The 26989-nt window shown below is 70.4% G+C and carries 19 protein-coding genes; 14 read left to right on the top strand and 5 right to left on the bottom strand.

Annotated elements, in window-relative coordinates; genetic code table 11:
- Positions 1-3 precede the first annotated feature (3 nt).
- The 3 genes from ACZ4U4_RS03780 (at position 4) to ACZ4U4_RS03770 (ending at position 2893) form a co-directional block, all read left to right on the top strand.
- The gene (locus ACZ4U4_RS03780; RefSeq protein ID WP_467868816.1) at positions 4-522 is read left to right on the top strand and encodes a MobC family plasmid mobilization relaxosome protein; all 519 of its coding nucleotides are present in this window, start codon (positions 4-6) and stop codon (positions 520-522) included.
- Positions 519-2234 carry a relaxase/mobilization nuclease domain-containing protein gene (locus tag ACZ4U4_RS03775; RefSeq protein WP_467868815.1) on the top strand — a complete coding sequence of 572 codons (1716 nt, stop codon included), beginning with the start codon at positions 519-521 and terminating at the stop codon, positions 2232-2234. Before ACZ4U4_RS03780 ends, ACZ4U4_RS03775 begins: the two co-directional genes overlap by 4 nt.
- A 125-nt stretch (positions 2235-2359) precedes the next feature.
- Positions 2360-2893, top strand: coding sequence for an NUDIX hydrolase (locus ACZ4U4_RS03770; RefSeq protein WP_467868814.1), 534 nt, complete (start codon positions 2360-2362; stop codon positions 2891-2893).
- A gap of 12 nt (positions 2894-2905) precedes the next feature.
- On the opposite strand, the gene ACZ4U4_RS03765 is transcribed toward ACZ4U4_RS03770, so the two are convergent.
- Positions 2906-4225, bottom strand: a complete 1320-nt coding sequence (locus tag ACZ4U4_RS03765) for a helix-turn-helix domain-containing protein (protein WP_467868813.1) — start codon at positions 4223-4225, stop codon at positions 2906-2908.
- A gap of 643 nt (positions 4226-4868) precedes the next feature.
- On the opposite strand from ACZ4U4_RS03765, the gene ACZ4U4_RS03760 reads away from it, so the two are divergent.
- The 6 genes from ACZ4U4_RS03760 to ACZ4U4_RS03735 all read left to right on the top strand — a co-directional run bounded on the left by ACZ4U4_RS03760 (position 4869) and on the right by ACZ4U4_RS03735 (position 10141).
- A complete protein-coding gene (locus ACZ4U4_RS03760; RefSeq protein ID WP_467868812.1) occupies positions 4869-5408 on the top strand; it encodes a class IV adenylate cyclase in 540 nt (179 codons plus the stop codon).
- A gap of 66 nt (positions 5409-5474) precedes the next feature.
- A complete protein-coding gene (locus tag ACZ4U4_RS03755) occupies positions 5475-6611 on the top strand; it encodes a radical SAM protein (RefSeq protein ID WP_467868811.1) in 1137 nt (378 codons plus the stop codon).
- Positions 6497-6880, top strand: a complete 384-nt coding sequence (locus ACZ4U4_RS03750; protein WP_467868810.1) for a UDP binding domain-containing protein — start codon at positions 6497-6499, stop codon at positions 6878-6880. Before ACZ4U4_RS03755 ends, ACZ4U4_RS03750 begins: the two co-directional genes overlap by 115 nt.
- Before the next feature lie 26 nt (positions 6881-6906).
- Positions 6907-7323 (top strand): MazG-like family protein, encoded by a 417-nt coding sequence (locus tag ACZ4U4_RS03745; RefSeq protein WP_467868809.1) that lies wholly within the window; start codon positions 6907-6909, stop codon positions 7321-7323.
- Between the two features lie 444 nt (positions 7324-7767).
- Positions 7768-8172, top strand: a complete 405-nt coding sequence (locus ACZ4U4_RS03740) for a hypothetical protein (protein WP_467868808.1) — start codon at positions 7768-7770, stop codon at positions 8170-8172.
- On the top strand, positions 8165-10141 hold the full coding sequence (locus tag ACZ4U4_RS03735; RefSeq protein WP_467868807.1) for a hypothetical protein: 1977 nt from the start codon (positions 8165-8167) through the stop codon (positions 10139-10141). Before ACZ4U4_RS03740 ends, ACZ4U4_RS03735 begins: the two co-directional genes overlap by 8 nt.
- 13 nt (positions 10142-10154) lie before the next feature.
- Here the strand turns inward: ACZ4U4_RS03735 and ACZ4U4_RS03730 are convergent, their stop codons facing one another.
- Positions 10155-11432: a serine/threonine-protein kinase gene (locus ACZ4U4_RS03730; RefSeq protein WP_467868806.1), complete on the bottom strand. Its 1278-nt coding sequence runs from the start codon at positions 11430-11432 to the stop codon at positions 10155-10157.
- A 25-nt stretch (positions 11433-11457) separates the two neighbouring features.
- Positions 11458-13431, bottom strand: a complete 1974-nt coding sequence (locus ACZ4U4_RS03725; protein WP_467868805.1) for an HsdM family class I SAM-dependent methyltransferase — start codon at positions 13429-13431, stop codon at positions 11458-11460.
- 196 nt (positions 13432-13627) lie between these two features.
- Here ACZ4U4_RS03725 and ACZ4U4_RS03720 point away from each other — a divergent pair, with 196 nt between their 5' ends.
- Genes ACZ4U4_RS03720 through ACZ4U4_RS03700 form a run of 5 tightly spaced genes read left to right on the top strand, consistent with a single transcriptional unit; the run spans position 13628 to position 24389 of the window.
- The gene (locus ACZ4U4_RS03720) at positions 13628-15298 is read left to right on the top strand and encodes a PD-(D/E)XK nuclease family protein (protein ID WP_467868804.1); all 1671 of its coding nucleotides are present in this window, start codon (positions 13628-13630) and stop codon (positions 15296-15298) included.
- A gap of 1 nt (position 15299) precedes the next feature.
- The gene (locus ACZ4U4_RS03715) at positions 15300-16493 is read left to right on the top strand and encodes a pPIWI_RE_Y domain-containing protein (RefSeq protein WP_467868803.1); all 1194 of its coding nucleotides are present in this window, start codon (positions 15300-15302) and stop codon (positions 16491-16493) included.
- Positions 16493-20068, top strand: a complete 3576-nt coding sequence (locus tag ACZ4U4_RS03710) for a pPIWI_RE_Z domain-containing protein (protein ID WP_467868802.1) — start codon at positions 16493-16495, stop codon at positions 20066-20068. Before ACZ4U4_RS03715 ends, ACZ4U4_RS03710 begins: the two co-directional genes overlap by 1 nt.
- An 8-nt stretch (positions 20069-20076) precedes the next feature.
- On the top strand, positions 20077-22968 hold the full coding sequence (locus tag ACZ4U4_RS03705; RefSeq protein WP_467868801.1) for a pPIWI_RE module domain-containing protein: 2892 nt from the start codon (positions 20077-20079) through the stop codon (positions 22966-22968).
- On the top strand, positions 22965-24389 hold the full coding sequence (locus tag ACZ4U4_RS03700) for a hypothetical protein (protein WP_467868800.1): 1425 nt from the start codon (positions 22965-22967) through the stop codon (positions 24387-24389). The genes ACZ4U4_RS03705 and ACZ4U4_RS03700 overlap by 4 nt, the downstream gene beginning before the upstream one ends.
- A gap of 462 nt (positions 24390-24851) precedes the next feature.
- On the opposite strand, the gene ACZ4U4_RS03695 is transcribed toward ACZ4U4_RS03700, so the two are convergent.
- Positions 24852-25178: a hypothetical protein gene (locus tag ACZ4U4_RS03695; protein ID WP_467868799.1), complete on the bottom strand. Its 327-nt coding sequence runs from the start codon at positions 25176-25178 to the stop codon at positions 24852-24854.
- Complete coding sequence (locus tag ACZ4U4_RS03690) at positions 25175-26392, bottom strand: Shedu anti-phage system protein SduA domain-containing protein (protein WP_467868798.1); 1218 nt, start codon at positions 26390-26392, stop codon at positions 25175-25177. Before ACZ4U4_RS03690 ends, ACZ4U4_RS03695 begins: the two co-directional genes overlap by 4 nt.
- Positions 26393-26989 lie beyond the last annotated feature (597 nt).

Raw genomic sequence — 26989 nt, 5'->3', positions numbered from 1 at the left:
GGGGTGGCGGAGGCACTCGGGCACCAGGGGATGCCCGAGCAGGAGCGGCCCGTCGGCGTCGCCGTGCCGTCGTTGCCGCGTGCCGCCGACGAAGCCGCCCTCCACCGCGTGGCCCGTCGCCGTACGCGCAAGGGCGAGCAGCGTAAGGAGCGTGTCGACGCGCGCTACAGCGTCGAGGAGAAGGGCGCGATCCTGGCCAAGGCCCGTTCGCTGAACGTCTCCGGTGCCCACCTCGTCGCCGCCGCGGTCATGGCCTACGTCCACGGTGACCTCGCCCTGCCCGGCCAGCGCACCCGGACCGACGACTACATCGACGAACTCAACGCCCTGCGTGGTCAAGTCGCGAGGATCGGCACCAACATCAACCAGATCGCCCGCGTCCTCAACTCCGACGGCTCCCCACACCCTGGGGACACCGCCGTCCTGGTCCGCGCCGAGCGCACCCTGGACAGCGTCCGTGCCACCGTCGCTCAGATCGCGGCAGCGGCGAACCAGGCCACCGCCACGAAGGCCGGCCGGTGATCGCGAAGATCAGCCGGGGCAAGAGCACCGCTGGTCTGATCCGCTACCTCTACGGACCCGGCCGCGCCAACGAGCACACCGACCCGCACCTCGTTGCGTCCTGGGACGGCTTCGCCCCCGACCCCGGCCGCGCCGACGACTTCACCGCCGCGACGAAACTCTTCGTGGCCGACCTCGACCTGCACACCAAGCAGGCCCGCCGCCTCGACCGCGCACCGGAGAAGCACGTGTGGCACTGCTCCCTGCGCGCCGCGCCCGAGGACCGCGTCCTGAGCGGCGCCGAGTGGGCGGACATCGCCCGCCGCGTCGTCGCGGCCACCGGCATCGCACCCGACGGCGACCCGGACGGCTGCCGCTGGGCCGCCGTGCGCCACGCGGTCGACCACATCCACATCGCCGCCACCACCGTCCGAGCCGACCTGCGCCCGGCCCGGCACTGGAACGACTACCTCACCGCCGACAAGGAACTCGCCGCCATCGAGAAGGACTATGACCTGCGCCAGGTCGTACGCGGCGACCGCACCTCCGCCAAGCGACCCACCCGCGCCGAACGGGAAAAGGTCCACCGCACCGGCCGCGCCCGCACCGCCCGCGAGCATCTGCGGACCACCGTGCGCACCTACGTCGCCGTGGCCACCAGCACCGACGAGTTCGTCGCTCTGCTCGACCGGACCGACGGCGTCCTCGTCGAGGTCGTACGGTTCCCCTCCGGCGACCTCCGCGGCTACAAAGTCGCCCTGGCCGACGACACCAACGACGCCGGCGAGCCCGTCTGGTTCTCCGGCTCCGAGCTGGCCCCCGACCTGTCCCTGCCCAAGATCAGCGAACGCCTCGCAGCAACCGAATCGGCGCCCACCACCCCGAAGCCGGGCCACCGCAGGCCCGCCCCACTCCACCAGGCCACCGCGGCCGCGGAGCGCGTCCCCCACCACCTCGACCAGGCCACCGACGAAGCCGCCCAGGCCCACCTCGCCGCCTTCGGCGAAGCCCTCGACGCCCTGCCCCACCTCGCACCCCAGAACATCCGCCCCCACCTCCGCCAGGCGGCGGAGACGTTCGAGCGCGCCACCCGCTCCCGCATCCAGGCCGACCACCAGCACGCCCGCGCCCTGCGCAACGCCGTCCGGGCCATGCTCCGCGAATCCGCCCCCAAGGACGGCGCCGCCCTCGCGATGTTCCTCGACGCAGCCGTCCTCATCGCCCTCGCCGCCACCCGCTGGCACCAGACCCGCCACCACGACCAGCAGGTCGCGGCCGCCCACGAGAGCCTGAACCACCTCCAGGCCGCCTACGACCAGGCCGCCGTAGAGCCGCTGGCCACACTGGCCCGGCGAACGCCTCCGCAGCAGAAAACGGAACGGCACGCCGACCAGCTCCGGCAGGCCGTGCCCAACCACGCGGAACACATCCTCAATGACCCCGCCTGGAACGCCCTCACCGCGGTCCTCGCCACCGCAGAGACCGCAGGCCACGACCCGGTACGGCTCCTCCACCAGGCCGCCGATGAACGTGCCCTGATCGATGCCCGCTCTCCGGCGAAGGTGCTGACCTGGCGCATCCACCGACTCGCGCAGAGGCCGGCCCCCAGCGTCCGAGCCCTCGCCGCGCAGGCCCGCAGCACCACAGGGCCAGTCCGTACAGGTGGGATGCACGACGCGACGTTCAGCCGGTCTCAGCCCACCGCGCCAGCGGTGCAGCGGCGACGGCGTTGAACACCCGACCGGTGTTCTCGTCCCCTCCGCACACGGGCCGGAGGAGGCGAGAACGGCGTCGGGCATGGTCACCTCACCCGATCGCTCTGCGATGCTGAGTCCAGCACGCGGAAGGGGCGGCGTAGATGCAGTGGAAGACCCATGGCGAACGGCAGATCTACACGAACCAGTGGGTGAACCTGTGCCTGGTGGATGTCCAACAGCCTGACGGGCACCGGTGGGAACACCACGTCGTCCGGCTCCGGCACCTGGCCGTGGCGGCGGTGGTCAACGACCGCCGCGAGGTCCTGATGATGTGGCGGCACCGGTTCATCACCGACTCCTGGGCGTGGGAGCTGCCCATGGGGCTCATCGAGGAAGGCGAGACCCCGGAGGAAGCGGCGGGCCGCGAGGTCCTGGAGGAGACGGGATGGCGCCCAGGACCGCTCAAGCAGCTCATCTACGCCGAGCCCGCGAACGGCATCACCGACTCGCAGCACCATGTTTTCCGGGCCGACGGCGCGACCCACGTCGGGCCGCCGACGGAGAAGAACGAGTCCGACCGCATCGAGTGGATTCCGCTCGCCGACGTGCGGGGCATGATCGACCGCCGGGAGATCGTGAGCAGTGGCTCCCTCGTCGGTCTGCTGTACGTGCTGATGGATGAGGCGATCCGCTGACGCCCGAGCGGATCACGCCGGCAGCAGTTCCCGCAGACGTGCCTCGAAGGCAATGGCGGTGGGCTCGTTCCGGTGTGGGCCGAGTTGGTCGTAGAACTCTCTGAGGTGGCCGGTCGCCCGCTGAGATGCGACCGCTGAGGCTTGTTCCAGGGCCTCCGTGGCCGTCCGGCACGCCTGTTCCAGCTTGCCGCGCTGGAGCTGGGTGCGGGCGAGCCAGAGCGTGTGGAACGCGCGCCCGCGCTGGTTGGAGTCGCTCTCCCGGCGCAGGGCGTCGGCGATCAGCGGTTCGGCGGTTGCCGCCTCGCCCAGGCGTCCGTGTGCGATGCCGGTGTCCACGATCAGCTTCGGCTCGTCGAAGTACCGCACCCACGTCGGGTCGGAGTCGCCGGGGCGAATGCAGTCGAACTGGCGGTGCGCCTCGGACAGCGCCGCGTGAGTGGCCGTGTGGCTGCCCAGGGTGGCGTGGGCGAAGGCTTCCCGCATGGACAGCATCGACATCACGCGTGGCGTCGCCCCGGGCGCTCCCCGTGCCGCGTCCTGGGCGGCGTTGACGTAGGCCAGGGCATCTCCGGGCTTGTCCTGGTACGTGGCCTGGAGGCTCATGCACGCCAGGACGTTACCGATAAACTGCCGGTCGTCGATCTGCTTGGCCAGTTGCAGCGCCTCGGCGAAGTACGCACGGGCCTGGCTGTACTGGCGGGCGTCGAAGTACGTCCAGCCGGTGAGGCGCGCCAGCTCGGCCGCGACTCCGTGCAGCTCCTGGCGGATGGGTTCGGGGTAGCCGTCGCGCAGCAGGCCGACGACGTACCGGAACTGGCCGACCACGGCCGGCCGAAGGGCCTCGCCACCGTGCTGGTCGTCCCGGCGCCAATAGTCCTCGATCGACGCCTGCAGGGCCCGGAGCGTGGACGGGCCGGGGTCCGCCCGCGAGGCGAGTGCGAGAAAGCTGTCCACCTCGGAACCGGGCAGCGTGGCGGGAACAGGTTCCTGTACTGCCGCTTTCTGGAGCGGCTGCCGCTCGGACACCGCGAGAGCAGTGGGCGTCTCCCAGGAGCGCCGGGCGAGGCCGAGCATGTGGCCGGGGATGCGCAGGCCGTCCGCGACGCGCTCGATGACGTCCATGTGCACCAACTGGCGACGCCCGGCCATCACTTCGCCGACGCGGCTCGGAGTCAGGTCACACCGGCGGGCGATCATCGACGGATAGATGCCTGCTCGCACCTTGACCAGCTGGAAGACCCTGGCGAAGTCGCGGACGCGGCAAGCCTCGATCATCTCCGCGTCGGTGAGCAGCCGGGCAGGCAGTTCCTGCGCACGGGAGGTCTCGGGCATCGCGAAGCTCCAACTACTGAGAACTACTCACTGTCGCTACGAATCACCAGGCCGTGATGGTACCCAAGTTGGGTAATCAGCAGGGCCTTTGGAGCAGGTTGCCCCGCTCGCGATGCTCTCCCCATGGCGAACGAACAGCTGACGAGCATCGGGACCGGTACCTCGGTCCGGAGCCATGCCGTCGATGAGGCCAGGAGGCGGTGAACGTGTTGAGCAGTGCGGCTTGCCCCGCCGTGGGCTCTTTGACGATCGACAAACGGAGCGGGCGGGCCGGAGTGGTCATGGGACACGTGGGCGCGTACGTGCAGCTCCGGCCGCCTCGGGGAGGCACGGAGTGGGACGTGCCTCCCGATGAGTTTCGCCAACCCACCCGTGCCGAAGAGCTGAGTGCCAAAGTGTCTGTCGCCAATGGGCGGTGGGGACGGTGAGAACGCGCCTGGTGCGCTGGCTCGCGCGCTACGCCGGCCCGCTGCTCATCATTCTGTTCTCGACCTCGTGCGGTTTCGTGGTCGGCGTGGCAGTCGCTCTGTCCCGGCATTCGCCGACGGTCGGCCCGTAGCCAGATACCCGACGAACACGGCTGCCCCACCGACCCGAGGCGACCACTCGCACCCCAGCGACACCTACACAGATCGGATCCCTCATGGCAGGCATCGAATACGAGGCGAAGGCCCTCGACATCGACCCCGAAAAGACCGCTCGGCTCATCGTCGAGGCGGGCGGCATCCAGCAGTCCGAGCCCCGGCTCATGCGCCGCTACGTCTACGACACCGTCCCGGCCGTCCCCGGCCGCTGGGTACGGCTCCGCGACACCGGGGACGGCGTCACCCTGTGCGTCAAGCAGATCGCCACGGACGCCGTCGACGGCACCCACGAAACCGAGATCACCGTCGACTCCTTCGAGGAGGCCGGCGCGCTCCTCGGCCTGGTCGGTCTCACGCCGCGCAGCTACCAGGAGAACCGCCGCACCTCCTACACGCTCGGCGGCGTGCGGCTGGAGATCGACGAGTGGCCCCGCATCCCGCCGTACCTGGAGATCGAAGCCGACGACGAAGCCCAGGTCTGGAACACCGCCACGGTCCTCGGGATCGACCGCGAATACCTGACGTCGATCAACACAACCAAGGTCTACGCCCGCTACGGCATCGACCTCGACACCATCGCCGACCTGCGCTTCACGTAGCCAGCGGCATCCGTCGACATCGGCCGGGGCAGCAGCCCAGGCCGGTACGGGAAAAGGGGGAGCATCATGCACGACCTCAAGAACCTGCCGGTCGAGGTCAGGCCGGACCGCACGCTACGTGTAAAGATCATCGACGCCTGCGGGCTGGCCTGCTCGTTCTGCCACAACGAGGGAACACCCGTCACCGCCGACAACACCGGCCGCACCGCAGACCAGTTCACCGGCGCACCGGGCCGCTCCGGCCGCGTGTCGATCTACCTCAAGACCAACGGCGCCGACTTCCTGCCCGCCCGCATCCCCGCCGACACCGACTTCGCCCTGGCCCTCGCCGCCGTCCGCGGCAGCCTCCCCACCAACGAAGTGCACTTCACCGGCGGCGAACCGACCCTCCACCCCGACCTGCCCGGCCTGATCCGCATCGCCCGCCGCCTCGGACTGACCGTCGGCCTCACCTCCAACGGCGAGAACGGCGCCGCCGCCCTCCCCGAGGCCGCAGCCGCCGGCCTCGACCGCATCAACCTCAGCGCCTTCGGCACCACCCCCGACGAACTCGCCGCCGTCCAAGCCCCACGCCTCGCCTCCCCGAAGCTCGCGGCCCGGAAGCTGGACGCGCTCACGCAGACGATCGCGACCGCCCGCGAGCACGGCATCAAGGTCTCCGCGAACATCGTCATCCCCGACCACCACCACGTCGAACGCGTCCTGCGCATCATCGAACAACACGGCCGCACTGTCGTGGTCCGCATGCTCGTCTCCCTGGAGGACGACGGCGCCTCACTCGCCGCGATGCAGCAGGTCGTCGACCACCTCGGCGCCGTCCCCGTCCGGCGGATCATCACAGCCGGGGCATCGGACCAACGGATCCGGTACCGCCTGTCGGACGGGCGGACGCTGTACGCCAAGAGCATCCGGCCCGTACGCCTCCCGGAGACCTGCGCCGACTGCCGGTTCAATAACCCCGACGACTGCCAAGAGGGCTACTACGGCATCCGCATGTACCGCGCCACCAACGGCCACTTCATGGTCGGCGTCTGCACCCAACGCATGGACCTCTGCCTACCACTCGGAGAGTTCGTCATGAGCCAGCGATGCCGGGAAGTCGCCACGTTCCGGGAGGACGAGGCGGCACGGCTCACGCGGCTGTACGCGGTCAACGCACCGGCCCCGGGGACGTCCGCGCCTTCACCTCCTCCGCTGCGCTGAGGCTCATCAAGCAGACGCTCGGCCGCCCTGTCGACGGCGTACGCATCGCCGTCTGGGGCGCTTCCTTCAAGCCCGGTACCGACGACGTCCGCGAATCCCCGGCCCTGGCGATCGCGGCGCTCATGCACCAGCGCGGGGCCGACCCCAAGACCCTCGCCCCGCTGGTCGCGGACCAGGTTCTCGTCGACCTCCGCAACCTCATCGACGCCGACGCCTGGCGCATGGCCGGATGGACCGTCCGCCAGCTCGGACGACTCGCACAGGAATAGCCGAACCCATCGATCGGAGGTCCGACGTGGACACCCTGTGGGACAACATCGAGAAACTCTCCGCCGTCTGCCGAGCGGCCGGCGCCCACCTCCCCGACAAGGAGCTCAAAGCCCTCCAGGTCGGCAAGGTCTCCGAGGAAGCCGGCCAGGCCATGCACACCCTTCACGGCCTGAAGGGCCTCACCACCTGCGGCGACGACCACACCTGGTCCGAGGTCCAGAACGACTTGGTTGGCGCTGCCATCGCGGCCCTCCTGGCGATGCACTACATCGACCCCACGGGCGCCCGCGCCACCTTCGACGAGATCATCCACCGCCGCACCCACAGGGGGGCGAGGCCGCCACATTTGCATCTACCTGACGATCAGCTGACCTGCCGCCGGCCGCACCCCCAGATGTGGTCGACGGCGACGCGGGCACGAGCCACAGCAGGGCACTGGTAACGGCCCACCGAATGAGCGGCGAACCAAATGGACCCGGCTGCCACATGACTGCGAGCACACCAGGGCTTCCCACACCACTCAGAAGCCGACTTGCACGTTACGTGCTCGCGTGATTACAGTCCCGCCGAGCGACCCGCTCGGTGTCCGACACCATGGCGGCACGGCCCGCTCGGTCCTCAGGTTCCGAGCCGTCGTGTCGTCTCGCCGCGCTCCTCGGGAATGAGGCTGCTCACCGCCTCCTCTCCAGGGCCGGATGGTGTGCGGTCCGCGCGGCACCAGAGGTCTGTGGATTCCTTTCCCGCCCCAGACCGACACGGGTGGAGGTCGGCGGTCGGGTACGCCCGCGCTCTCTCGCTCTGTCCGACGCACCCGTGGTCGGGCAAGCCAGGCGCCAACGCCGATGAGACAGATGAGACATCGGCCGACCCAGCGGAGCGCGGTCTCGTGACGGAAACGACCAACACCTTCTTTATCCCCCTCGACCAGGCACAGGTCAGCCTCGTGACCGCCGTGTTGCACCGGGCGGCCCGGGATTGCCGGGCCGTGGATGTGCCCGGCATCCCGCCATACGACCGATCGGTGGTCACCCTCGGTCGTATGGCGGCACGGTGGGCGGCCATCTCTGAGCGCGAGGAACACTGCGATACCGTCAACGTCCACGGTGAACGGCTATACAGCGTCTCACTCACCCTGGAGGAGTGGTACCAGGCACGGGCAGCCCTCAGCGAATACGCCGCGCGTCTCACGCGCACCGCGGGCGACGCGCCGTCCCCGCGCGAGAACCACAGGCAGGCGACACGGGCGTTGCTCCTCGTGGACCGCATCACGGAGGTCATCGCCCATGGCTGAGGATCCTGCGGGCCTGGACGGAGCGGTGGAAGAGGAAGTGGTCCCGGGGTGGCAGCCCACCCCCTGGGCGCTGCCCCGCACCGCGGCGGTCGACAACCTCGCCGACGCCCTGCGCAGGCACGGACTCACGGAGGGCGGGGTGCGCGCGATGGCCCGCGCCGCCATGCGTCCGGACGACATGCGACGGAGGCTCGCGGACCCCGCCGAACTGAGGGTTCAGGGCGGGACTTTGTTGATCGCGGAGACGCGGCTGTGGTCGGCGACCGTACTGCCCCATCCCGCGAATCCGCGGGAGTACGGGCACCGCCAATACGCGCTGTCGGGCCTGGGAATGCGACGGTCCACGCTGGTAGAACCGCGGTCGGCCCCGGGTGACGCCGCTGGGTTGGAGATGCGCGCCGAGACGCCGTCCAGGCTTGCCCAACGCTTGGAGGACGCGAAGGGGCGGCTGGTCCGGGACAACCCTCTGGCCCAGGACATCGCCGTCGAGGGGGTTCTCCAGCCGCTGACCGTGGTCCCCCTGACGGTGGTGCACGAGAACGGCCATCCCGACTGCGCGCTGCTCATCGCGGCCGACGGGTCGAGCCGGATCAGCGCGGTGCACGAACTCCTCGACTACCAGCCGTCGAGGATCGCGTACGAGTGGGGTGCCGACGACCGGAAGCTTCGCGGTGAGATCAGCCGCTGGGCCCGGCTGGTGCGGAAGCAGGGGTGGCCGGGGCTGACCGAGGACGAGCGGAGCAAGGTCCGCGCGCTCAGCGTCCCCGCCCGCGTGGTCGTCGGGTTCCGCCCCGACACCCGCACGGGGCAGATGTTCCACACGGCGGTACGCAACTTCATCGGCCTCACCCACATCCGTCCGCCGCGCCCCTACGGGCCGGCCGTGGAGAACGAGGCGAAGGCGGACGCCGTCCTCGACAGCCTCGCCGAGCCGGGACGGTCCGCCACGGCCTACATCACGGAGACGGAGAAGCGTTGGTTCTCCGGAACCATCTCCCGGGAGGAGGTGAAGGCGGCCGGGCTGAGCCATGAACTGGACATCCGCGCGGAAGAAATCGTGCGCTCGCTGCTGGGCGGTGGGATCAGTACCGCGCGCCGGGTCAACGAGGGCATCCGGTCCCTCACCGCGAAGCAGCGGCCGAAGCGGGACGAGCGTGTCGACGTCGCCGTGGAGCTGATCCTGCGTCCGGTGCGCACCGGGCTGAGCGACGACGCCAAGTTCGTCCGCCCGCGGCGCGCGGTGCTCCAGCGCGCGTACCGGCTGCCGGAGATCGAGCAACTGCGGGCCGAGGCGCGGTGGGAGGAGCCAGGGGCGGGCGGCCACGCCCTGGAGAAGCTGCGCGACGCGGCCCTGGCCGAGGCGGACCGAGGCCTGGGCGACAGCGGCAGGCTCGGCCCCGCGCAGACCGAACTCGCGGTGAAGGCGGCCTACCACATGGCGATGGCCGAGCCGATGGCCCTGCAGCGCGAGGTCTTCGGCGGCGGGGAGGAGGAGGACGACCGGGGGGCCGCGACGGTGCTGCGGGCCATGCTGTCCCGGCGGCGCGGCATCCTCCAGGCGTACGAGGCCGTCCGGGCGGGACGGGCGGGCGAACGCCTCCACGAGGTGGACGAGAGCGGCAGCCCCCTGGCCACGGCCGAGGGCCGACCACGGATCCTCACGGACGCCTTGGTGCGCCACGCCTACAGTGGCGGGCCGGTGCCGCTCGAAGACTCCCGGGTGGGTAGCAAAGCCGCCTCCGTGAGCTGGGCGTGCGTGCGGGAGAGCGTCGACAGGCTGCGCAGGGACGTGGACGGGATGGCGGGCGTGCCCGTGGAGGAGGGCGGGGCGAGCTTCGTCGCCCAAGAGGGCTGGGCCCCCCCCCAGGTGAAAGAGGTACGGGACGCTCTCGACCGTGTCAGCCGCAGGATCGCGGGATGGGCGGACCGGGCCGAGGAACGGGCCGAGGCCATGGCGGCGGAGTCGTGACCGCCCGCCCCCGTCAGCCGCAGCGGGCGATGCCCTCCTCCGCCCGGGTCCGGTACATCTCCAGTCCGTCCACATCGGCGGTGTCCTGCCGGATCGCCGTATAGAGGTCTCTGGCCTCCTCGCGGTCGATCTGGGCGAGCAGGGCCTCGGCCAGATCGAAGCGGAGGTCCAGCACTTCGTGGGCGCGCAGGCCGTATTGCTCCGCCAGGTCCGGCAGGCGCTCCCTGAGCAGGTCGACCGCCTTCGCCGGCTCCGTCCCGAGCAGGCGTCGCGCCTCGTGGTGGAGGTCCTTGGCGTCGGCCCTCGGCCGGTACGTGCGGGAAACGGTGCCGGGCAGCTCCACCCGAGGGCCGGTCAGCGGCACATCCTCGGGCGCGAACGGCAGGCGGAAGGGACGGGTGGGGTCCGGGAAGACGTGGTCGTCCGGCGGGTCGTCACCGTTGGCGGGCAGGTAGACACGGAGGATCTTGTTGACCTCGTCCGCGCTGGTGGGGCGGTCCGCCGGGTCCTTGGCGAGCAGCCGGTCGACGAGGTCCAGTACTGCTTCTGGCAGCCCCTCGCGCAACCCGCCCAGCGCGTCGGGGGTGACGGTGGTGTGCATGTGGCGGAGCACGAACTCGTCGTCCTGAAGAAAGACCGGGCGGCCCGCGAGCATCTTGTACAGCAGGCAGCCCAGGGCGTAGAGGTCGGACTTTCCGGTGACCTGTCTGCCCTCGTACTGCTCGGGCGACATGTACCCGGGACTTCCCGGATTCCTTCCCGTCCTGGTGAGCCTGGTGTCGACGGCGGCGCCCTCCACCCGGGCGATGCCGAAGTCCAGGACTTTGGTATGACCCTGTTCGGAGACCATCACGTTGGAGGGCTTCAGGTCGCGGTGCACGATGCCGGCGCGATGGGCCGCCGCGAGGACGGCGCAGATGGGCACGATGATGCTGGCGGCCACGGAGAGTTCGAGCGGCCCGCACTCCTCCATCAGTTCGTCCAGGGTCGAGCCCTGGACGAGTTCCATGACGAGGTAGAAGTGTCCGTGTTCCTCTCCGACGTCGTAGACCGACGCCACCCCGGTGTTCGTGAATCGTGCCGCCACCCCGGCCTCCTGTTGGAAACGCTTCAGCATCTCGTCCCGGCCTTGGAAGGTCAGGGCCGCGGCGGGGTTCGCGAACTTCACCGCGACGACGCGACTGAGCCTCACGTCGTAAGCCCGCCAGACCATCCCCATGCCACCGGCGCGCAAGGGTCCGTCGAGCCGGTAACGGGAGTTCAGGACGTGACCCTGCCGAATCTCAAACATGCCGTCGGCCTCTTCCCACGGCGCCTCAGCCCCGCCTGTCGTCGTCGATCGGGTCTGCCAGCCCGGCGGCCAGTGCGTCCACCAGGCGGCGGGCGACGCGGCGACCGTGCTCGGCGGCCTCGTCCAGAAGTTCGTCGAGCCGCGCGATGTCCCGGAAGGCCCGACCGATCCGTTGCTGCTCGGCCGGTTCCCGGACCGGGAGGAAGACACGCCCCGGATCAAGGCGGCTCGTCCGCCCGGTGGTTCCCGTCGAGCTTCCTACCCCGGGTCCCCCGGTCAGCGCTCCGGCCAGGAACCAGGAGTCCAGCGACTCCCGTTCGGGACGCAGGACGGTGATGCCCTGGCCGACCGCGGCACCGTACTCCTGCGGATCCGCAGGACGCGCGCCCTGCGGTGAGCCGGCGAACACCAGGACGTCCCCCTCGCGGACGCGCTCGGTCTCGGTGGCGTACGTCCAGCGGCCCGGCGGCGTGCGGGACTGCCCGTCGATCAGGCTGAGGAGCGGGACCCGCGCTTCCACCCCATCGAGCGCTTCCCTGACGGAGGAGCCGCGCCACATCCGCAGGGCACCGGAACGGGTGAGGTCCTCCAGCGAGACGAGCACCTGCGGGTCGGCCGCCGGGACCTCCCTCACCGTGGGGAGGACGTCCGTCAACCCGGCCAGCGTCCGGCGCCAGTGGGTCCGGTCCTCCTCCAGTTGTGCCGGATCGAAGGTCTCACCGGGGTCCGTGCGGACGTGGCGCGCGGGGGTGATGTCCACTTCCTGGTCGAGGAGTTCGATGACGGGGACTGCGCTGGAGACGGCCGGGTCGAGCTCCGCTCCCGTCCGGAAGCGCCGCCACGACTCGGTCACGGCGGTGTGCACGGCCTTCCAGTCCGCGCCGACGGCACGGTTCTCCGGAGCCGCTTCGACCAGCGGTTCGGCATCGACGACGAGTACGGCGGGGGAGGACGGCTCGTTGCTCGGCTGGGTGATCCAGAGATGGGTTCCCAGGGAGTGGGTGGAGGCGGAGCCGGACGGCAGGGCCACGACCGCGCGCAGCGCCCCGCGTCGCACCAACTCGGCCCGGATGCGGCGACCCGACGGCCTGGCCGCTGCCGCTGCGGGCATTAGGAAGACCGCGCTGCCGCCGTCGTCCAGATGGGCCAGGGCATGCTGGACCCAAGCGAGTTCGGGCTCTCCCTTCGGAGGCAGACCGTAGGTCCACCGGGTGTCGTACCCCAGCTTCGAGCGGCCCCAGTCCCGCTGGCCGAACGGAAGGTTGCAGACGATGCTCCGCACCCGTGCGGCGTCGTGGGCGTCCTCCAAGAGGGAGTCGCCCGTGGCCACGGTGACGTCGTGGTGCCCGTGGAGCCGCAGCCGCACATCCGCGACCTCGGCGAGATCGGGCTGGACCTCCTGACCGAGCAGGGAGACGGCGCCGTTCTCCGCGGCCTGGAGCAGGAGTCCACCCGTCCCGCACGCGGGGTCCAGCACGAAGTCGGGAGCCGTGCCGTCCACGGAGCCGGACAGGGCGCACATCAGTGACGCCACCGGGGCGGGGGTCACCTCCACCTGGCGGGCGTGCGCCTCCGTCCAGCGGCTGAGCAGCGCTTCGAACGCCTCTGCCGCGCCGAGCCGGTCTCCGAGCGCGTCGACATGGACGCCCAGGTCCATGGGCAGGCCGCCGACGTCCACCTCCGTCCGGCCGGAGTGCCGAGGCGGCTCCTCGCCGAGCAGGCGGAGCCCTACCGCGGCAAGTATTCCGCCGGGCCGTCCCGGGTCCCGCAGGGCGTTCATGGCCCGCCAGACCTCGTCGACCGGCGAGAGGTGCACCGGCCGGCCGTGGGCTTCGAGCCAATCCACCACTTCCGGCAGGGAGAACTGCGGACTCGCCGCCGTACCGCCCACAGGAGTGGGAAACTCCGCGTACCTCCGGCGCCAGTTGCTCACCGCCGCCGGCCCGACCCCGGCGATACGGGCGATCTCGGTCGCGGTGACCGTGGCTCCGTTCGTCATGATGATCCTCCTCGCAGGCCGCATCCCGGGGATCATAGCTCTTGAGAGGGTTGATTGAAGTCACTCGAAAGAGTGTGTTGACTCCTTTCACAAGAAAATGCTCCCATGAGGAACCCACCAAGGTCGATGTCCTGGAGATCGCATGCCTGCATGGATGCCCCCCCGTGAGAGCACGTGGACCAGCGGACTGATCCGCGTGTTCGCGGGATCCTTCCTCCGCCCGAGCGCCCATGGCAGCTGCCCCTACAAAGGGGCGCTGAAGGCCCGGACCGGAATCAGGCTGGCTCCGGGCCCGCTTCCCGCGTACAAGGCCGACGCTCGGGAGGGCTTCAACCTCGGGCCCCTTGGTGAGGCGCTCGACCTGATCGAGTACGAGGACGTCGACCCCGAGAAAGCCCTCCGCAGGGCCCTGGCGGCCACCCGGGAGCGTCCCCGGGCCGATCCGGGACTCGCCTCCTGGACCCGCTCCGCCCTCGACCGTTACCTGGAGAACAGGACCCCGGACCTGCGGCCGGTCCCCTACTCCTGGGTGCTCGTCACCCGGCTCAAGAAACCCGACGGCCGCGGTGCGCGGCGCTACGAACAGTGCGTCTGGGGTCGCCCGTATGCCTCGGCAGACGGCCGACTGCGCGAACTGCGCGTACCGGTCGCCAGGGGACTGAGCGGGCCGGGCCGGGAAGCCGCGGAGCGCGTCGGACACGCCGAACGGGCCGACCTCGCGGCGGCCGCGCAGGTCGTGGCCTTCGGCGAGCCGCACCGCTTACCGGACCGCTTCCACTGGAGCGACGCGGCCCGACCCGTGCGGGACGTCGGCGAAGCGGCCCGGCGCAAGCCCGGGGAGGTGAGGATCACCGAGGTGAGCTGCCTCGACGGGGGACGGCGCGAGGTGCTCTCCGAAGGTCCCGAGGACGTGGCCCGGCGTTACGCCGCCCACGGCCTCCCGAGGCTGACCGCCGCCGTCTCCGCCAGCACCTTCCTCCCCGGCCACGACTGCGAGGACTGCAAATACGCGCCCAGCTGCCCCGCCCTGCCCCGCCTCGGCGGCCTCTTGAGCATCGAGGAGCGGAACCGGCCGCGCCGTACGTGGTCGGTCACCAACGGGCGCTCGTACGTCGGCCGCCCGGACCGCGACGAGAGCTGCCCCGCCAGGGAGCGGCTGCGCCGGCTCCGGCTGCCGGACCCCGAGGCCCGTGCCTTCACCCCGCACGTCGTCCGCGGCCACGCCGTGCACGCCTGGATCCAGCAGCGCCACGAGTCCCACCCGGGACTCGCCTGCCGCCCCGACGACGCCCCCGACGGCCGGACCTCTTGGTCAGCGGGACGCTGGACGGTCCCGCCCGACCAGGCGGACCTCGGCGCGCGGATGATCGCAGCGCACGCCCGCCACTGCCCGTACGGGCTCTCCACCGTCAGCGAGCTGGTCCACGAACACACCCTTGTGGTGCACGACACCGAGGCCGACGTAGTGGTGCTCGCCAAGACCGACACGCTCTACCTCGACGGTTCCTCCTGGGTCTACCGGGAGACGAAGACGGACGCCCGGCGGGACCCTCCGCCGGAGACCGACGTCCTGCGCGAAAGGCCGCAACTCGCGCTCGCCGTCCTGCTCAGCACCAGCCCGGTAGTCGGCGAGGACGTCTCCACCACACGGGTGGAGCTGGAAGTCCTCGGTCCGCGTGGCGCCCGGCTCACCGTCATCGACCCCTTCGACGCCGAGATCCGCGCCTCGGCACGCCGGGTCGTGCGGTCCCTGGCCTCCGACTGGCACGCGGACACCACCGCGGTCGCCCGTCCGGGCCCCCACTGCCGGGCCTGCGAGATGTCCGTCTGGTGCCGCCCCGACCTTCCCGACCCGACGAAAGGCTGAGATGAACCCCGACCGGACAGTCCGCACGGCCCGATGGTCGGAGGCGGACGGCGTACTCCTGCTCCGGAGCGTCGCCACCGCCATGGTCCGCCTCGGTGAGGTCGGCGATCCGGGGACTGCGTCCGCCGTGCCGTACCCCGAGGAGGCGCAGCGGGCCCTGAACGCCACGATCCTCACCTGCCTGCTGCTCAAGGCACGCCCCCCGGAGAGCCTTCCCGAACTCGTCGAGTGGGCGGCGCGCCGCCCACTCGACCATTGGCCCGTCACACTGCCGCCGGACGTGGTTCCTCCGGAGGCCCGGCTCCTCGACGAGGCCACCCGCCAGCCGACCCAGCTCTGCTACGAATGGGCCGTGGACGCGGAGGACTCCGCAGCCCGGTACTCCGGGCAGCACCACATGAGCGTCGTGGCCCAGCGTTGCCGCGAGGAGAAGTACCCGGAGGCGTACCGGGCCTTTCGACTCCTGCTGGTGCGGCGTCCCGTATTGACCCGCCGTGAACTGGCCACCCTCCCCGCGGCGGCGGGCAGCGACCTGGGTTCGCTCGGCGACCTGCTGTACGACGTCTACCAGCCGGCACCGGCTGGCCACCTCGACTGGGAACGGCGCAGTTACGTCTCCTGCAAGCGCTGTCACGGCCTGCTCCACCCCACGACCGGGGGCGGACTGTGGTGCGAGCAGCGGCGGTGCCACGAGGCCAGCACCGTCCGACGCGGGCGCGAGTACCGGGCCGACGAAGGCGGCGGAGTCCAGCTGCTGATCAGGCCGCTGCGCCAGTGGGTGTCGGCGCCCGGCCTCATGGAGAAGCGGCTGGCCGGCCAACTGACGGACATCGGGGCGGAGGTCGAACTGTGGCCCGGCTTCGGCGCGTACGGCATGCGCGTCCGGTTCCCCAGCGGCCCGACCCTGGCCGTCGACTGCAAGGACTGGACGAGCCCGGCACTGCTGGGACGCCGGGCCGCCCCGCCGCCGCCCGACCCTCCGTACGACCGCTGCCTGTGGGTGATACCGGCCGGCAGGCTCCGCGATCACCCCGGCTTCCAGGCGGTCTTCGAGCGCTACCGGCCGACCGCATCGCCGGAACTCGTGACCGACCGGGAACTGCTCCGCACTGCGCGGCGACTCGTCGCCGCCGGCCGCCCGTACGAGGACATCGCCCCGGCCGCGCCCGGGGAAGCACCGGAGGGACTGTTCTGATGCGTGACCGCAGCTCCTGGTTCGCCGAGCTCTCCCCCCGCGTCCGCACCGCCTGGCCCAAGGACCGCGGCCCGATCCGAGCGACCCGCCTCTTCCGTGTGGAGCTGGGGCTCTACCTGCTGGAACGCCTCTGCCCCGGCGAGCCGGCCCGCGCCGCATGGACGGTCCTCGGAGGTTATCCCTTCGCCCTGGTCGGGGACCGGACACCGGAGCGGGAGAGGATGCTCCGGGTCGCACGGCACCTGCTGTGGATGCTCCGGCGCCCCCGCACCTGGGAACGCGCGCTGCGGCAGTACGCGTCCTTCCCCGCCGAGGTGCGCGGCTACCTGATCAGCGACCACGACGCGCCTGCCCAACGGCACGAACCGGCCATCGCCTCCGATCGCTGGAGAGCGTACGAACGAGCCCTCACCACCGCTCCCCCCTTCCATCTGAGGCAGCGACTGAAGATCGCCGGGCTTGGAAGGTCCTACCGTTTCCCGCAGGGCAAGCTCCTCACCTCCGTCCGGTTGCCCGAACACCTCCCGGTCGGTGTCGCCCGAGCGCACGGCCTCCTGCGCCCTCCCGACGTGGGGCTTCCGGTCGAGACGACCTGGGACGAGCTGCTGGCGACCGCCGCGTGGATGGACGACCGGCTGGGGATCACCGACCCGCGCAAGGCCTGGCACAACCGGGTGCAGCGAGTCGAACTGGACATGCTCGATTCCGAAGGAACGGCCTACCGGCCGAGCCGGAAGCTGTCCGTCGCCGGCCTCTTCCACCTGGTGGGCATGGTCGGTGCCGGCAAGAGCACGCTGCGGGACGTACTCACCGTCCAGGCCGTCCGGCAAGGACGGAAGGTGACCATCGTCGTGGGGGACGTCGCCGAACAGCTGATGCTGGTGGCCCTCTTCGGCGCGCTGGAACTGAAGGTCGCCCCCGTGCTGGGGTCCTCCACCCGGGCCCGGAACACCCAGCGCATGCACCGCAGGCTCGCGGGCGCCGGCGCGACATCCCTGCTCGGCCACGAGGCCAGGCACTTCACCTATCTGAGCACTGCCTGCCCGCTCGACGCCCTGCGTGGTACCGAGGCACACCAGCCCCTGGACATCCTCGAATCGCCCTGCACCCGCCTGTACCCGGCGGACCCGCGAACGGCCGTGCCGGAGCCGGCCGGGACGGACGCGCCGACCCCGGAACCACCGGCCGGGCCGACCGCCGACGGGCCCGGCGAGACGGGCACCAGCCGGTCGGGCACCGGGCACGGCTGCCCCCTGTGGTCCGGGTGCCCCCGGCAACGCGGCGCCCGCGACCTGGTCGACGCGGACATCTGGGTGGCCAACCCCGCCAGCCTTCTCTACGGACTGGCCCCCCGGCACCAGAACCGGGAGCGGGCCCGGTTTCTGGAGATCGCGTGCGTCCGGAGCGATCTGATCATCGTGGACGAGGCCGATCGCGTACAGATGCAGCTCGACTCGATGTTCGTGCCCTCCGCCACCCTCGTCGGACGATCCCCGGATTCCTGGCTCGACGAACTGCAGGCCCACACGACCGACGAGTTCGCCAGGAACGGGCGCCTACAACTGTCGGACGCGGACGTGGACCGCTGGTCCTCCGCCCTGACCGCGTCGATCGCCGCCACCAACCGGCTGTACTCGATGCTGATGCGCCACCCCAAGCTCCGGGCCTGGGTGCAGGCCGACTACTTCAGCACCTGGACCCTCCAGCAGAAGCTGGTCGAGGACTGGTTCCGGGGCCGTTCCGCCCTCGGCGGCCAGAACGCCCAGGACGAGCCCGACGACGAGACGGACGACGAATTCGAGGAAGAACATTCCGAGGAGGACGACCCGGACGACCCTGATGCCCACGGCACCGGAGAGGGCGAGGAGCCGGCGGACCCGGACGACGCGCGCCGGGCCGCGGTCATGGAGGTGCTGGACGCCTTCCGCGATGAGCCCCTCGGGGGCGTCCATCCCGAGTCCTCCGAACTAGCCGAGCTGGTGGGCCTCGCCCACGATCTGCTGCACACCCTGGACGAGGACCGCACCCGGGCCAGGGCCGAAGCCGCACTGCGGCGGCTGTCCGGGATCGCTCCCGCCTCCGCGGACGAACTTCTCGACAAGACCATGCGGTTCGAGTTCACTCTGCTGCTCGGGGTGCTCCAGCAACGCCTCGACGTCCTCACCGAACTGTGGCCGACGGTGGAGGCCGCACTCAACCTGGAATCGACGGACAACCAGCTGTCCCGCCGGCCCCCGCTCGACTACGGCCCCCTCGTCCCGGAATCGCCGATGGGCAACATCCTCGGGTTCCAGTTCCTCCCCGAGGAGCCGGACGCCGCACCAGGCTCCGGCAGCGCCGTGCTCCGCTTCTTCCGCTGCGCCGGAGTGGGACGGTCGCTGCTGACCTCACTGCACGAGGTGTCCTCGCTCGACGGCGCCCCGCCGGCCAACGTCCTCCTGATGTCGGGAACCAGCTGGGCGGGCACCGCGGTGGGCGCCCACGTGCTGGCGCCGGTCAAAGCCATCCTGAAGTCCTCCCCCAAGGAACGCGGCGCGCTGCGCCGTACCTCCTTCCGGAAGATCTTCATCCCGGGGCCCGACGGGAAACCCCTCCACCTGTCCGGCATGCGGCCCGACCGTCGGCCCAAGGTCCTGGAACTGATGCTCGAAGGCCTCGCCCGACCCCGGGGAGACCAGCTCCAGAGCGACTTCGAACAGGAACTGAACCTGATCGGGAGCGCTAGGAGGAAGCGCCTGCTGGTGCTCGTCGGCTCGTACGAGGAGGCCCGCCGGGGCTTCCAGCTCCTCGACACCATCCCCCGCTGGAAGGGAAAGGTGCGTCGGCTGATCGCGGACGACGCGGAGCTGGAGGTCTCCTTCGGCGGGGCCACGCCGGGAGACCCGTCCACGGTCACCGAGCCCGGGACGCTGCGGCGCGGTGACGTCTCCTCCTTCGGCTCCATGGACGCCGAGATCCTCATCGCACCGCTCATGTCCGTGGAACGCGGGCACAACATCCTGAACGACGCCGGACAGGCGGCGATCGGCTCGGTCTTCTTCCTGGCCCGGCCGCACCCCCGCCCGCACGACATCGGCCTGGCGGTCCAGGACATCAACAGCTGGGTGACCCGCCTGGTGGCCGGCGGCGGATTCGACGAGTTGGTCTCCTCGGCTCCGGACCTCGACCGGGCCGGACGCGCCTTCCGCCGGGAGGCGCGCATCCGGTGGCGCCACCTGCTCACCCGGAAGATGGCCTGGCGGCACCTGAACGACGAGGACAAGGCCGCTTTCACCTGGGACCGGCTGGTCGTGATGTGGCAGGTGATCGGGCGGCTGGTACGAGGCGGGGTCCCGGCCAGGGTCGTCTTCGTGGACTCCCGCTTCGCCGAACGCGAGGCCGCCGGCCTGGGGCCCGACACCTTCCGCACCGGACTGCTCGCCAGCATGGTCCACGTCCTCGCCCCGTACTTCGACGACGACGGACCGCTCCCCCTCGACCAGCGGCAGCTGGTACAGACCCTCTACGAGCCCCTCTACCTGGCACTCAAGAACATCCCCACCCACCGGCCGGACACGCCGCGCCGCACGGCATGAGGAACCCCGTGACCCGCTACGACAGCATCAGACTCGCCGGCTACGTCCCCGACCCGGACGCCGAGTGGACCGTCCCCTACTACACGCTGGCCCTCCTCCGGCCCCAGCGGAAGCTGCTCCTCGACCTCTACCGCCTGGGACTCAAGCGGCCGAACGACTGCCTCGCCGTCCCGGTCGGCCGTCTCAACTCGCTCCTCCAAGCGCTGGCCCCCGAAGTGGTCTCGGTGGCGAAATGGCTCGACGTCTCCCGCGACGAGCCGTGGCTGTACGCCCGCGGCCCCGTACCCGCAGACGTCTTCGCGACACTGGTGCACGCCTGGGCGAACGACCTGCGCCCCGAGCCCGAGCACCGGCAGGCGGTCCGCGAGGTGCTCGACGCGTTACGTCCCGGTGAACTCCGCTGGGAGCGGCGCGAGGTCCCGATGCTGGCCCGAACGCCGACGGCCGCCGGTACCGCGCAGCCGGACGGACGGCTCTACCAACTGCTCCCCGACGCCCTCGCCGGTCTGGCCCTGGGACTGGATCCGTTCTCCTACCCAGGCGGGTCCCTGGGATTCCGCGGTGTGGCCCGGCGGCCCTCCGACCGGGGTGCAGAGCTACTCTCCTGGCCGCCCGACCGGTACGTGGACCGCGACGGGCGGACGTGGTGGTTCTCGGCTCTCCTCACGCTGACCCTCCAGACCGTCCCGTTCTCCCCGGAGTTCCGGGTCCACCTGCGGTCCGGTGTCCGGCGGTGGGCAACGCGGACCGGACCGAACGGCCTGTACCTCCCGCCCCGTCGCGCCGCCTCCGTCTACCTGCTGGCGAACGCGCCATGGATCGAAGACGGCCCGGAGAACCGGGCCTCCGCCCGCTTCTCCGTAGGACGCCTCCGGTACGACCGCGCGCTTCGCGCCCGTCGATGGGAGGCGGGCGGGCCTGACGGAATGCTCTCCCGGTTGCGGCTCCGGCAGCCGTTCCCCCAGCCCGACAGCCTCACCGGCGACCCGACCCGCTGGCTCGCCGGTACGGGGGGAGTCACCGCCGCCGTGGTGCACAGCGCGCCGATGGGCTCGCACGGGGTGAAGGCCGGTTTGATGCCCGGTGATCGCGTCCCGCTCACGGAATGGTTCGAGCAGGCCCTGCCTGAAGAACTGCGCCGGGCACCGGACCCGGTGCGGGCGAACCGCTGGTTCACGGTGCGGAGACCGGCCGGGCAGCGTACCGGGGAAGTCCTCGCCCCGGACACGCGGGAAACCACGGAACGTCGTCAGGAGTTGGCCGAGCTGCTGGCGGGAGAACCCTTTCGGGCGGAGTTCCTCTGGCTCACCGAGCCCATCAGGGACGCGGGCGTACAGGCACTCGCCACCCTGCTCGGCCTCGACGGGGAACCCGTGCGGAAACCTGCCGGGGAAGCACCCTCCCCGGACGGGGAGACGCTCTCGTGGCAGACGCCCGAGCTCGCGGTGGAACTGCGCCTGGCACGGATCGGCGGGCTCGCCGACAGCCTCGCCCTCTCCCCCGCCGACCAGAGGAGGACCAGTGCCCTGCACGCGGCCATCGCGGACCGCCGCGCCCAGGTCGTACGGCGCCTGCCCGCCGCGTCGGCGGGTGACCGCGCCTCGCTCGCCCTGCTGGAGATCCATCCCAAGGGCGCCTACGCTCCGCGCTCCTCCGACCCCAAGTTCGCTCTGCGACTCGGGTTCCGGGACGCGGGGCGGGTGACCCAGTTCGTGGTGAACCCGCGCAGGGTGCCGGGCAAGCCCGCAGACGCCGACACGGCCAGGGCCAGGAAGCTCGAAGCATGCTGGACGGACGGCTTCCGTCAGCTCGGCCACCGCGCCGTACCCGCCCACGGCCTCGGTCCGGCGATCCCCGCCGACACGCAGTACGCCGCCCTGTGGCTGGTCAAGCGGCGCCGGGACGGGCCGACCCGCCGGGCGGACCTCGTGCCGATCGCCGTCCGCGTGCGCCCCGGCGACCCCGCCCCGGAGCGCATCACCGGCTGGGACGTCAGGACCGGCGAGTGGGTCCCGTACCCGACGCTCCTGATGCGCCTGGCCGAATCGGCCGAACTGCCGACCGCCGACGATTCCGACGAGGAGCCGCCCTCCGACGGTGCGGGCGGCCCCGCCGGGACGGAGGAAGGTGTCGCCCCCGATCAGGACGAGGACCGGAACGGCTCCACCGAACGGCATCGGAGGATCGTGGCGGACGCCGTGCAGGAGGTTTTGTTCGGCCTGCGCGATCGCCCGACCCTGCTGCTGGTCCACGCCCAGAATGCCCGCTGGTTGTGGCCGTGGCTGCAGGACGGCCACATCGAGCCGGACAGGGTCCGGCTCCACGGCCGGCCGGCCCAACGGCTGGCCGTCCAGGGCTCCGGGCTCCGCCTGGTCCGGGTCCGGGACAGCACCGACACCGAAACCCCCCAGTGGTGGGGCCACGGACCGCAGACCTCGGACGACGGCGAAGAGGAGGAGAGGTTCGGCATCGCCACCGGGCTGTGGAGACCGTCCGGCCACCACCCGCGGAACCGGGTGTTCGGCAGCACCGGCGAGAAGGCGGGGCCGGGCACGAACGTGTCCGTCATGGCGTCGCGCTGGGCCTTCCGCTCCTACACCAGGGAGGGAAAGACGGGTTCCACGATCGATACCGACCGGCCGGCGTGGAACCCCGGGCTGCTGGAGATCGTCGTCGCGGGATGCCTGCCCGACGACGACCCCGAGCTGTGGGCGACCCTCGCCCACCGGCTGCGGCAGTCGCCCGGACGGGCCCCCCTGCTCGCCCTACCGCTCCCGCTCCACCTGGCCCGCAAGGCCACCGAGTACGTCCTGCCCACCACCCGGGATCAACCGACAGAGCCCGAAGAAGACGACGGAGCCGTTCAGCTCTGCTTCGACCTAGGAGTGATCGCCCCATGAGCAACCCCGATCTCCACGGCATGTGGGCCGACGCCCACGTCTCCTACTCCGCGCCCGCCGGACCGGGCGTCGCCCACCGCTCCGGCCCTCTCGCCGAACAGGCGGCGGCGTGGAACGCCCGGCTGGCCGAAGCGGCACCTCAGGGGGCCCTGCTAACCGACAACGCCATGTTCGCGTCGCTGCGCGGTGGGAACACCCAGCACCTGCTCCACGTCACCCACTCCTTCGACCGCATCATGCGCGACGGCACGCTCCGGCCGTCGGGCGGCTGCCTGGTGGGGAGCCTCTACTGCGCGCCGCTCACGCCCACGTCCGGAGGGCTGCGCATGCACAACCTCGCCGAATACATCCTCACCAGGGAGGCGCCCGCCTCCCTGGCCCGCTCCCCGTTCTCCGGCCGGGTCACGACCCCGCTGATCCTGGAGATCACCACGCCGCGCCACGGCTACCGCGGCCTGGCCGGCATCGACTACCTCCGACTGGGCTCGATCCACCTGCGCAACTACCGCGAGCTGGAGAACCTCCTGGGTCCCGCGGAGCGGTGCGCGCTCCGCGAAGCGGTGGTGAGCCGGGTGAAGAACTCGGCGGACTTCCTCGGCTTGGCGGCCGCCATCGCCCACCGGCCGGAACCGGCAGAGTACGAGGCGTTCCCCCGCCTCCTCTCCGAGACCATCCCCCGACTCCCCGTCCTGGGCTACGTCTACTTCGAGGCCCTGTCGGAGTACCTCATGATGTACTCCCGCTCGCCCCACACGCAGCGGTTGGCGGAGCAGGGAGAGTTCAACAACTGGCTCTACAAGAAAGTGCTGTTCGAGGGATTCCCCGGCACGGCGGGTCACTTCGACCTGGCACGGTTCCGTCCCGGCTTCGCCCTCTTGGAGCAGATCCTGGGCCAAGTGGACCCGAGCATCGAGGCGGCCCATGCCCGAGCCCACCTCACGGCGCGCATCAGCCACCTGGCCACCGCGCGTTTCCTCGGACCGGAACAGGCCTCCGAGCAGTGGCATCGCATCCGGTGGGACTTCGACCACGTCGCGGAGACCTTCGGCCCGCTCCTGGGGCACCTCGTCCATCGCGAGCTGCGCCGCTTCCGCCGATACCCGGACTTCTACCACTTCTTCGACGCGTACAAGGCCGTCCAGGCATGGAACTACTGGAACCACATGGACATCTCGCTGCCCTTCAACGGAACCTTTCCTAAAGGGGAGATCGGCGTCAATCCCGCCTACTCCGAGCTGGACTACCGGGTCTGGCGGGCGGAGCTCGGTGACGACGGCCTCCTCCACCCGGTACAGCAGGTCCCCCTGCGGCTGACGCCCCGGCTGGTCGACACCCAGCACACTCTGATGCGCGACAGCCGGACGGCAGGCAGGCATGACGTCCCGCGGAAGACCCGACGGCTGGCCGACTCGACTCTCTGAGGGCGGAGGGGGTCGGACCTCGTCTCGGTCCGGCCCACGAAACCTTCAGGCTCACGCCCGTGCACAAACCCAGTGCGCAAAGTCTGCCGTCGGTGGCGGCCGAAGCTGGCAACGTAACCAGCAGACGTCCATATCAACTGTTGGCGCGGTGAGGGAACAGGATGATTCGGCAGTCCGCACGATGCAGTGCCCCAGCAGAAGCGTCGGCTCTCCTGTATCACGCAAGTGACCGTGCCACAGTGTGCCACTGTAGACGTGAACTGCGAACGACAACGGCCCAAGAGAGGGATGACGTGAAGTACTCTTCGGGCGCGTTCTCCCAGTTCAGAGACTATAAACGGGTTCAAGTGCCGGGTGATTCCCAAGCTCAGAGCGCGGGTTCGATTCCCGTCACCCGCTCTATAATTGAGGCCCAGGTCGGTGACCTGGGCCTTCGTCGTTGCCCATTCTCCGAGCGACGTGTCAGCCGCGCTTCTGACGCAGGTGGCGGGAGGCAGCAAGGCATGAGGACAGCCATGTCGCCTCATTGCGATCGATGATCAGGTCGCCAACGGTGATCACTCCGCCCATCACGCTGCCGACCCGTACTGAGTGGTCGTCGACGCGGAGCATCTGCCAGTCGGCGTCGCTGTGCCAGAACCGGGCGGTCTTCTCTCCCCGGCGCTGGGCGAAGACGAGCTCTTCTCCGTGCTCGTTGAGGAAGTAGCCGACGTAGTCCTTGCCTGTAATCACGCCGCCGCACAGGCGGGCCAGCAGCTGTTCGATCGCGGGCCGGTTGTCTTCGGTCATGCCGTGGGCTCCTCGGTCTGGTCAGGATCCTGCTGTGCCGACGCGAGGGCCAGCATCCGGGCTGCTGATTCCAGCAGGGTTTCGTACGTGATCACTTCGATGCGTGCCGCGTGCGTGTTGTAGGTGCGAAGTGTCTCCGCGATGTCCTGGGGGGTAATGCCCCCACTGACGAATCGCGGATGCCCGATCACAACCGTTGCCGAGGCTCTACGGGTATCGACTCCATGGTCTGCGAGGATGACCTCGCGGTTCTCATCCATGGTGCGGAGGTAGTTCTGCGCCTGCGACACCGCGTGGTGGGCCGCGGCACCCAACATGAGGTGGCCGCTGCGGCGAATCACCAGGTCCTTGATGTTGGCACGCTTGAGTTCCACCACGTGAAGAGACCCATCACCACGCAGAAGCGGGATATCCAGAATCGTGTCCGCGGTGTACTGCCTACGTGCCAGTTCTGCCACGTAGGCACCGCCGAAGATCCACTCCTGATTCTTCAGACGGGCGTGGAGGGCGCTCTCCGAGCTCGTCTCGTCCTCCACCACAGCACGCAGAGCGTCGAGACCCGCTCGCCGGGCCTTCAGCTCCAACAGCTGAGCGAGCAACCCCGCGTCGGCATCCGCGAGGACGTCGCCCACCATCCGCGCTGCCTCAGTCGAGGCCGGTCGCGGCAGGTTCCTCAGGACCAGCTCCATGTGCCCGTACTGCTGGAGTCGCCTCCTCTCTCGAGTGGGGAGCCGAATCCCACCCTCCCCCGTACCGAGGCCCAAGTGGTCCACGGACAGGGCTATACCGCGAAAAAGGTCCCGCGCGTCGGCCACCGTCGCCTCGGGGTTGTCCTTGGAGAGGGCATCCAAAACGGCCACCGCTCGATCGGCGCCCATGGCCACCAGCCTGCGCATCCCTTCCTCGCTACGATGCCGAGCATTCTCGTCGTAGTAGTTCTCCAGGATCTCGAGGAACAGTTCGCCGCCGGCGTAGGCGGCGAAGCGCTGGAACCGCTGCGCAAGAGCGAAGTCTCCGAGCAGGAGCGATTCCTGGGCAACGTCTTCCAAGGCGTTCACCAATGGCCTGCCCTTGCCGTACCCAGTCCCGCCGAAGGCAGGACCCATGATGCGCAGCACTGCATCCATGCGCTCCAGCACGCTCGGGTGCTCAGTGAGCTCCCGAGCCCTGCTGACCATCTGCCAGAGCGTGAAACCGGAACGGAATGTCGTCATGTGGTGACCTTAGAAGGAGGCACTGACAACGGCGCCAGGTTGAGTGGATCGTGGCCGGACCGGCTCGATCAAACGAGTCTCCGCAGGGCGGGATGCTCTCCGCGCTCTGTGGCCCAACCGTGTCCCTGGGAGCGGTGAACAGCAGTCCCAGGTCCGAGACCTGAGGTTCCGCCGTTGTCTCGATCTGACGTCTCGCCCCGGCAGGAGGTGGTCACCGACGCACCTGCACGCCATCCAAGGGGGCGTGCCACTACGTGGCAGTAGAGGCGGTGAACAGCGGACAACAGGGGAGCCGCCAGACGCTGAAGAGACGTGACCAAGTTGACATTTCTGCAGGTCAGGCCCCATGCATGGGTCAAGCGCCGTGTGATTCCCAAGCTCAGAGCGCGGGTTCGATTCCCGTCACCCGCTCCATACAGAAGCCCCAGGTCAGCGACCTGGGGCTTACTTGTTGCCTAGACCCCTTGTGGGTCGGCATGCCCTCTGCGTGCCCCAACTCAGCGGGAAACAGCGAGCTATGAGGCAACAAGCCGCCCCCAGACCCCAGTGCCGGCCACCCATCTCGAATGACGAGAGGCGATTCGCGTGACGTGCACC

Source organism: Streptomyces sp. NPDC029159 (assembly GCF_055564055.1).
Note: the sequence above shows the minus strand (reverse complement) of the source record. Positions and strands in the feature narration are given on the sequence as shown.

Coding starts and splice junctions, on each gene's coding strand:
- ACZ4U4_RS03770 (WP_467868814.1), top strand. CDS start 2,360: ATGCAGTGGAAGACCCATGGCGAACGGCAGATCTACACGAACCAGTGG.
- ACZ4U4_RS03765 (WP_467868813.1), bottom strand. CDS start 4,225: ATGCCCGAGACCTCCCGTGCGCAGGAACTGCCTGCCCGGCTGCTCACC.
- ACZ4U4_RS03760 (WP_467868812.1), top strand. CDS start 4,869: ATGGCAGGCATCGAATACGAGGCGAAGGCCCTCGACATCGACCCCGAA.
- ACZ4U4_RS03755 (WP_467868811.1), top strand. CDS start 5,475: ATGCACGACCTCAAGAACCTGCCGGTCGAGGTCAGGCCGGACCGCACG.
- ACZ4U4_RS03750 (WP_467868810.1), top strand. CDS start 6,497: ATGCCGGGAAGTCGCCACGTTCCGGGAGGACGAGGCGGCACGGCTCAC.
- ACZ4U4_RS03735 (WP_467868807.1), top strand. CDS start 8,165: ATGGCTGAGGATCCTGCGGGCCTGGACGGAGCGGTGGAAGAGGAAGTG.
- ACZ4U4_RS03730 (WP_467868806.1), bottom strand. CDS start 11,432: ATGTTTGAGATTCGGCAGGGTCACGTCCTGAACTCCCGTTACCGGCTC.
- ACZ4U4_RS03725 (WP_467868805.1), bottom strand. CDS start 13,431: ATGACGAACGGAGCCACGGTCACCGCGACCGAGATCGCCCGTATCGCC.
- ACZ4U4_RS03715 (WP_467868803.1), top strand. CDS start 15,300: ATGAACCCCGACCGGACAGTCCGCACGGCCCGATGGTCGGAGGCGGAC.
- ACZ4U4_RS03710 (WP_467868802.1), top strand. CDS start 16,493: ATGCGTGACCGCAGCTCCTGGTTCGCCGAGCTCTCCCCCCGCGTCCGC.
- ACZ4U4_RS03700 (WP_467868800.1), top strand. CDS start 22,965: ATGAGCAACCCCGATCTCCACGGCATGTGGGCCGACGCCCACGTCTCC.
- ACZ4U4_RS03695 (WP_467868799.1), bottom strand. CDS start 25,178: ATGACCGAAGACAACCGGCCCGCGATCGAACAGCTGCTGGCCCGCCTG.
- ACZ4U4_RS03690 (WP_467868798.1), bottom strand. CDS start 26,392: ATGACGACATTCCGTTCCGGTTTCACGCTCTGGCAGATGGTCAGCAGG.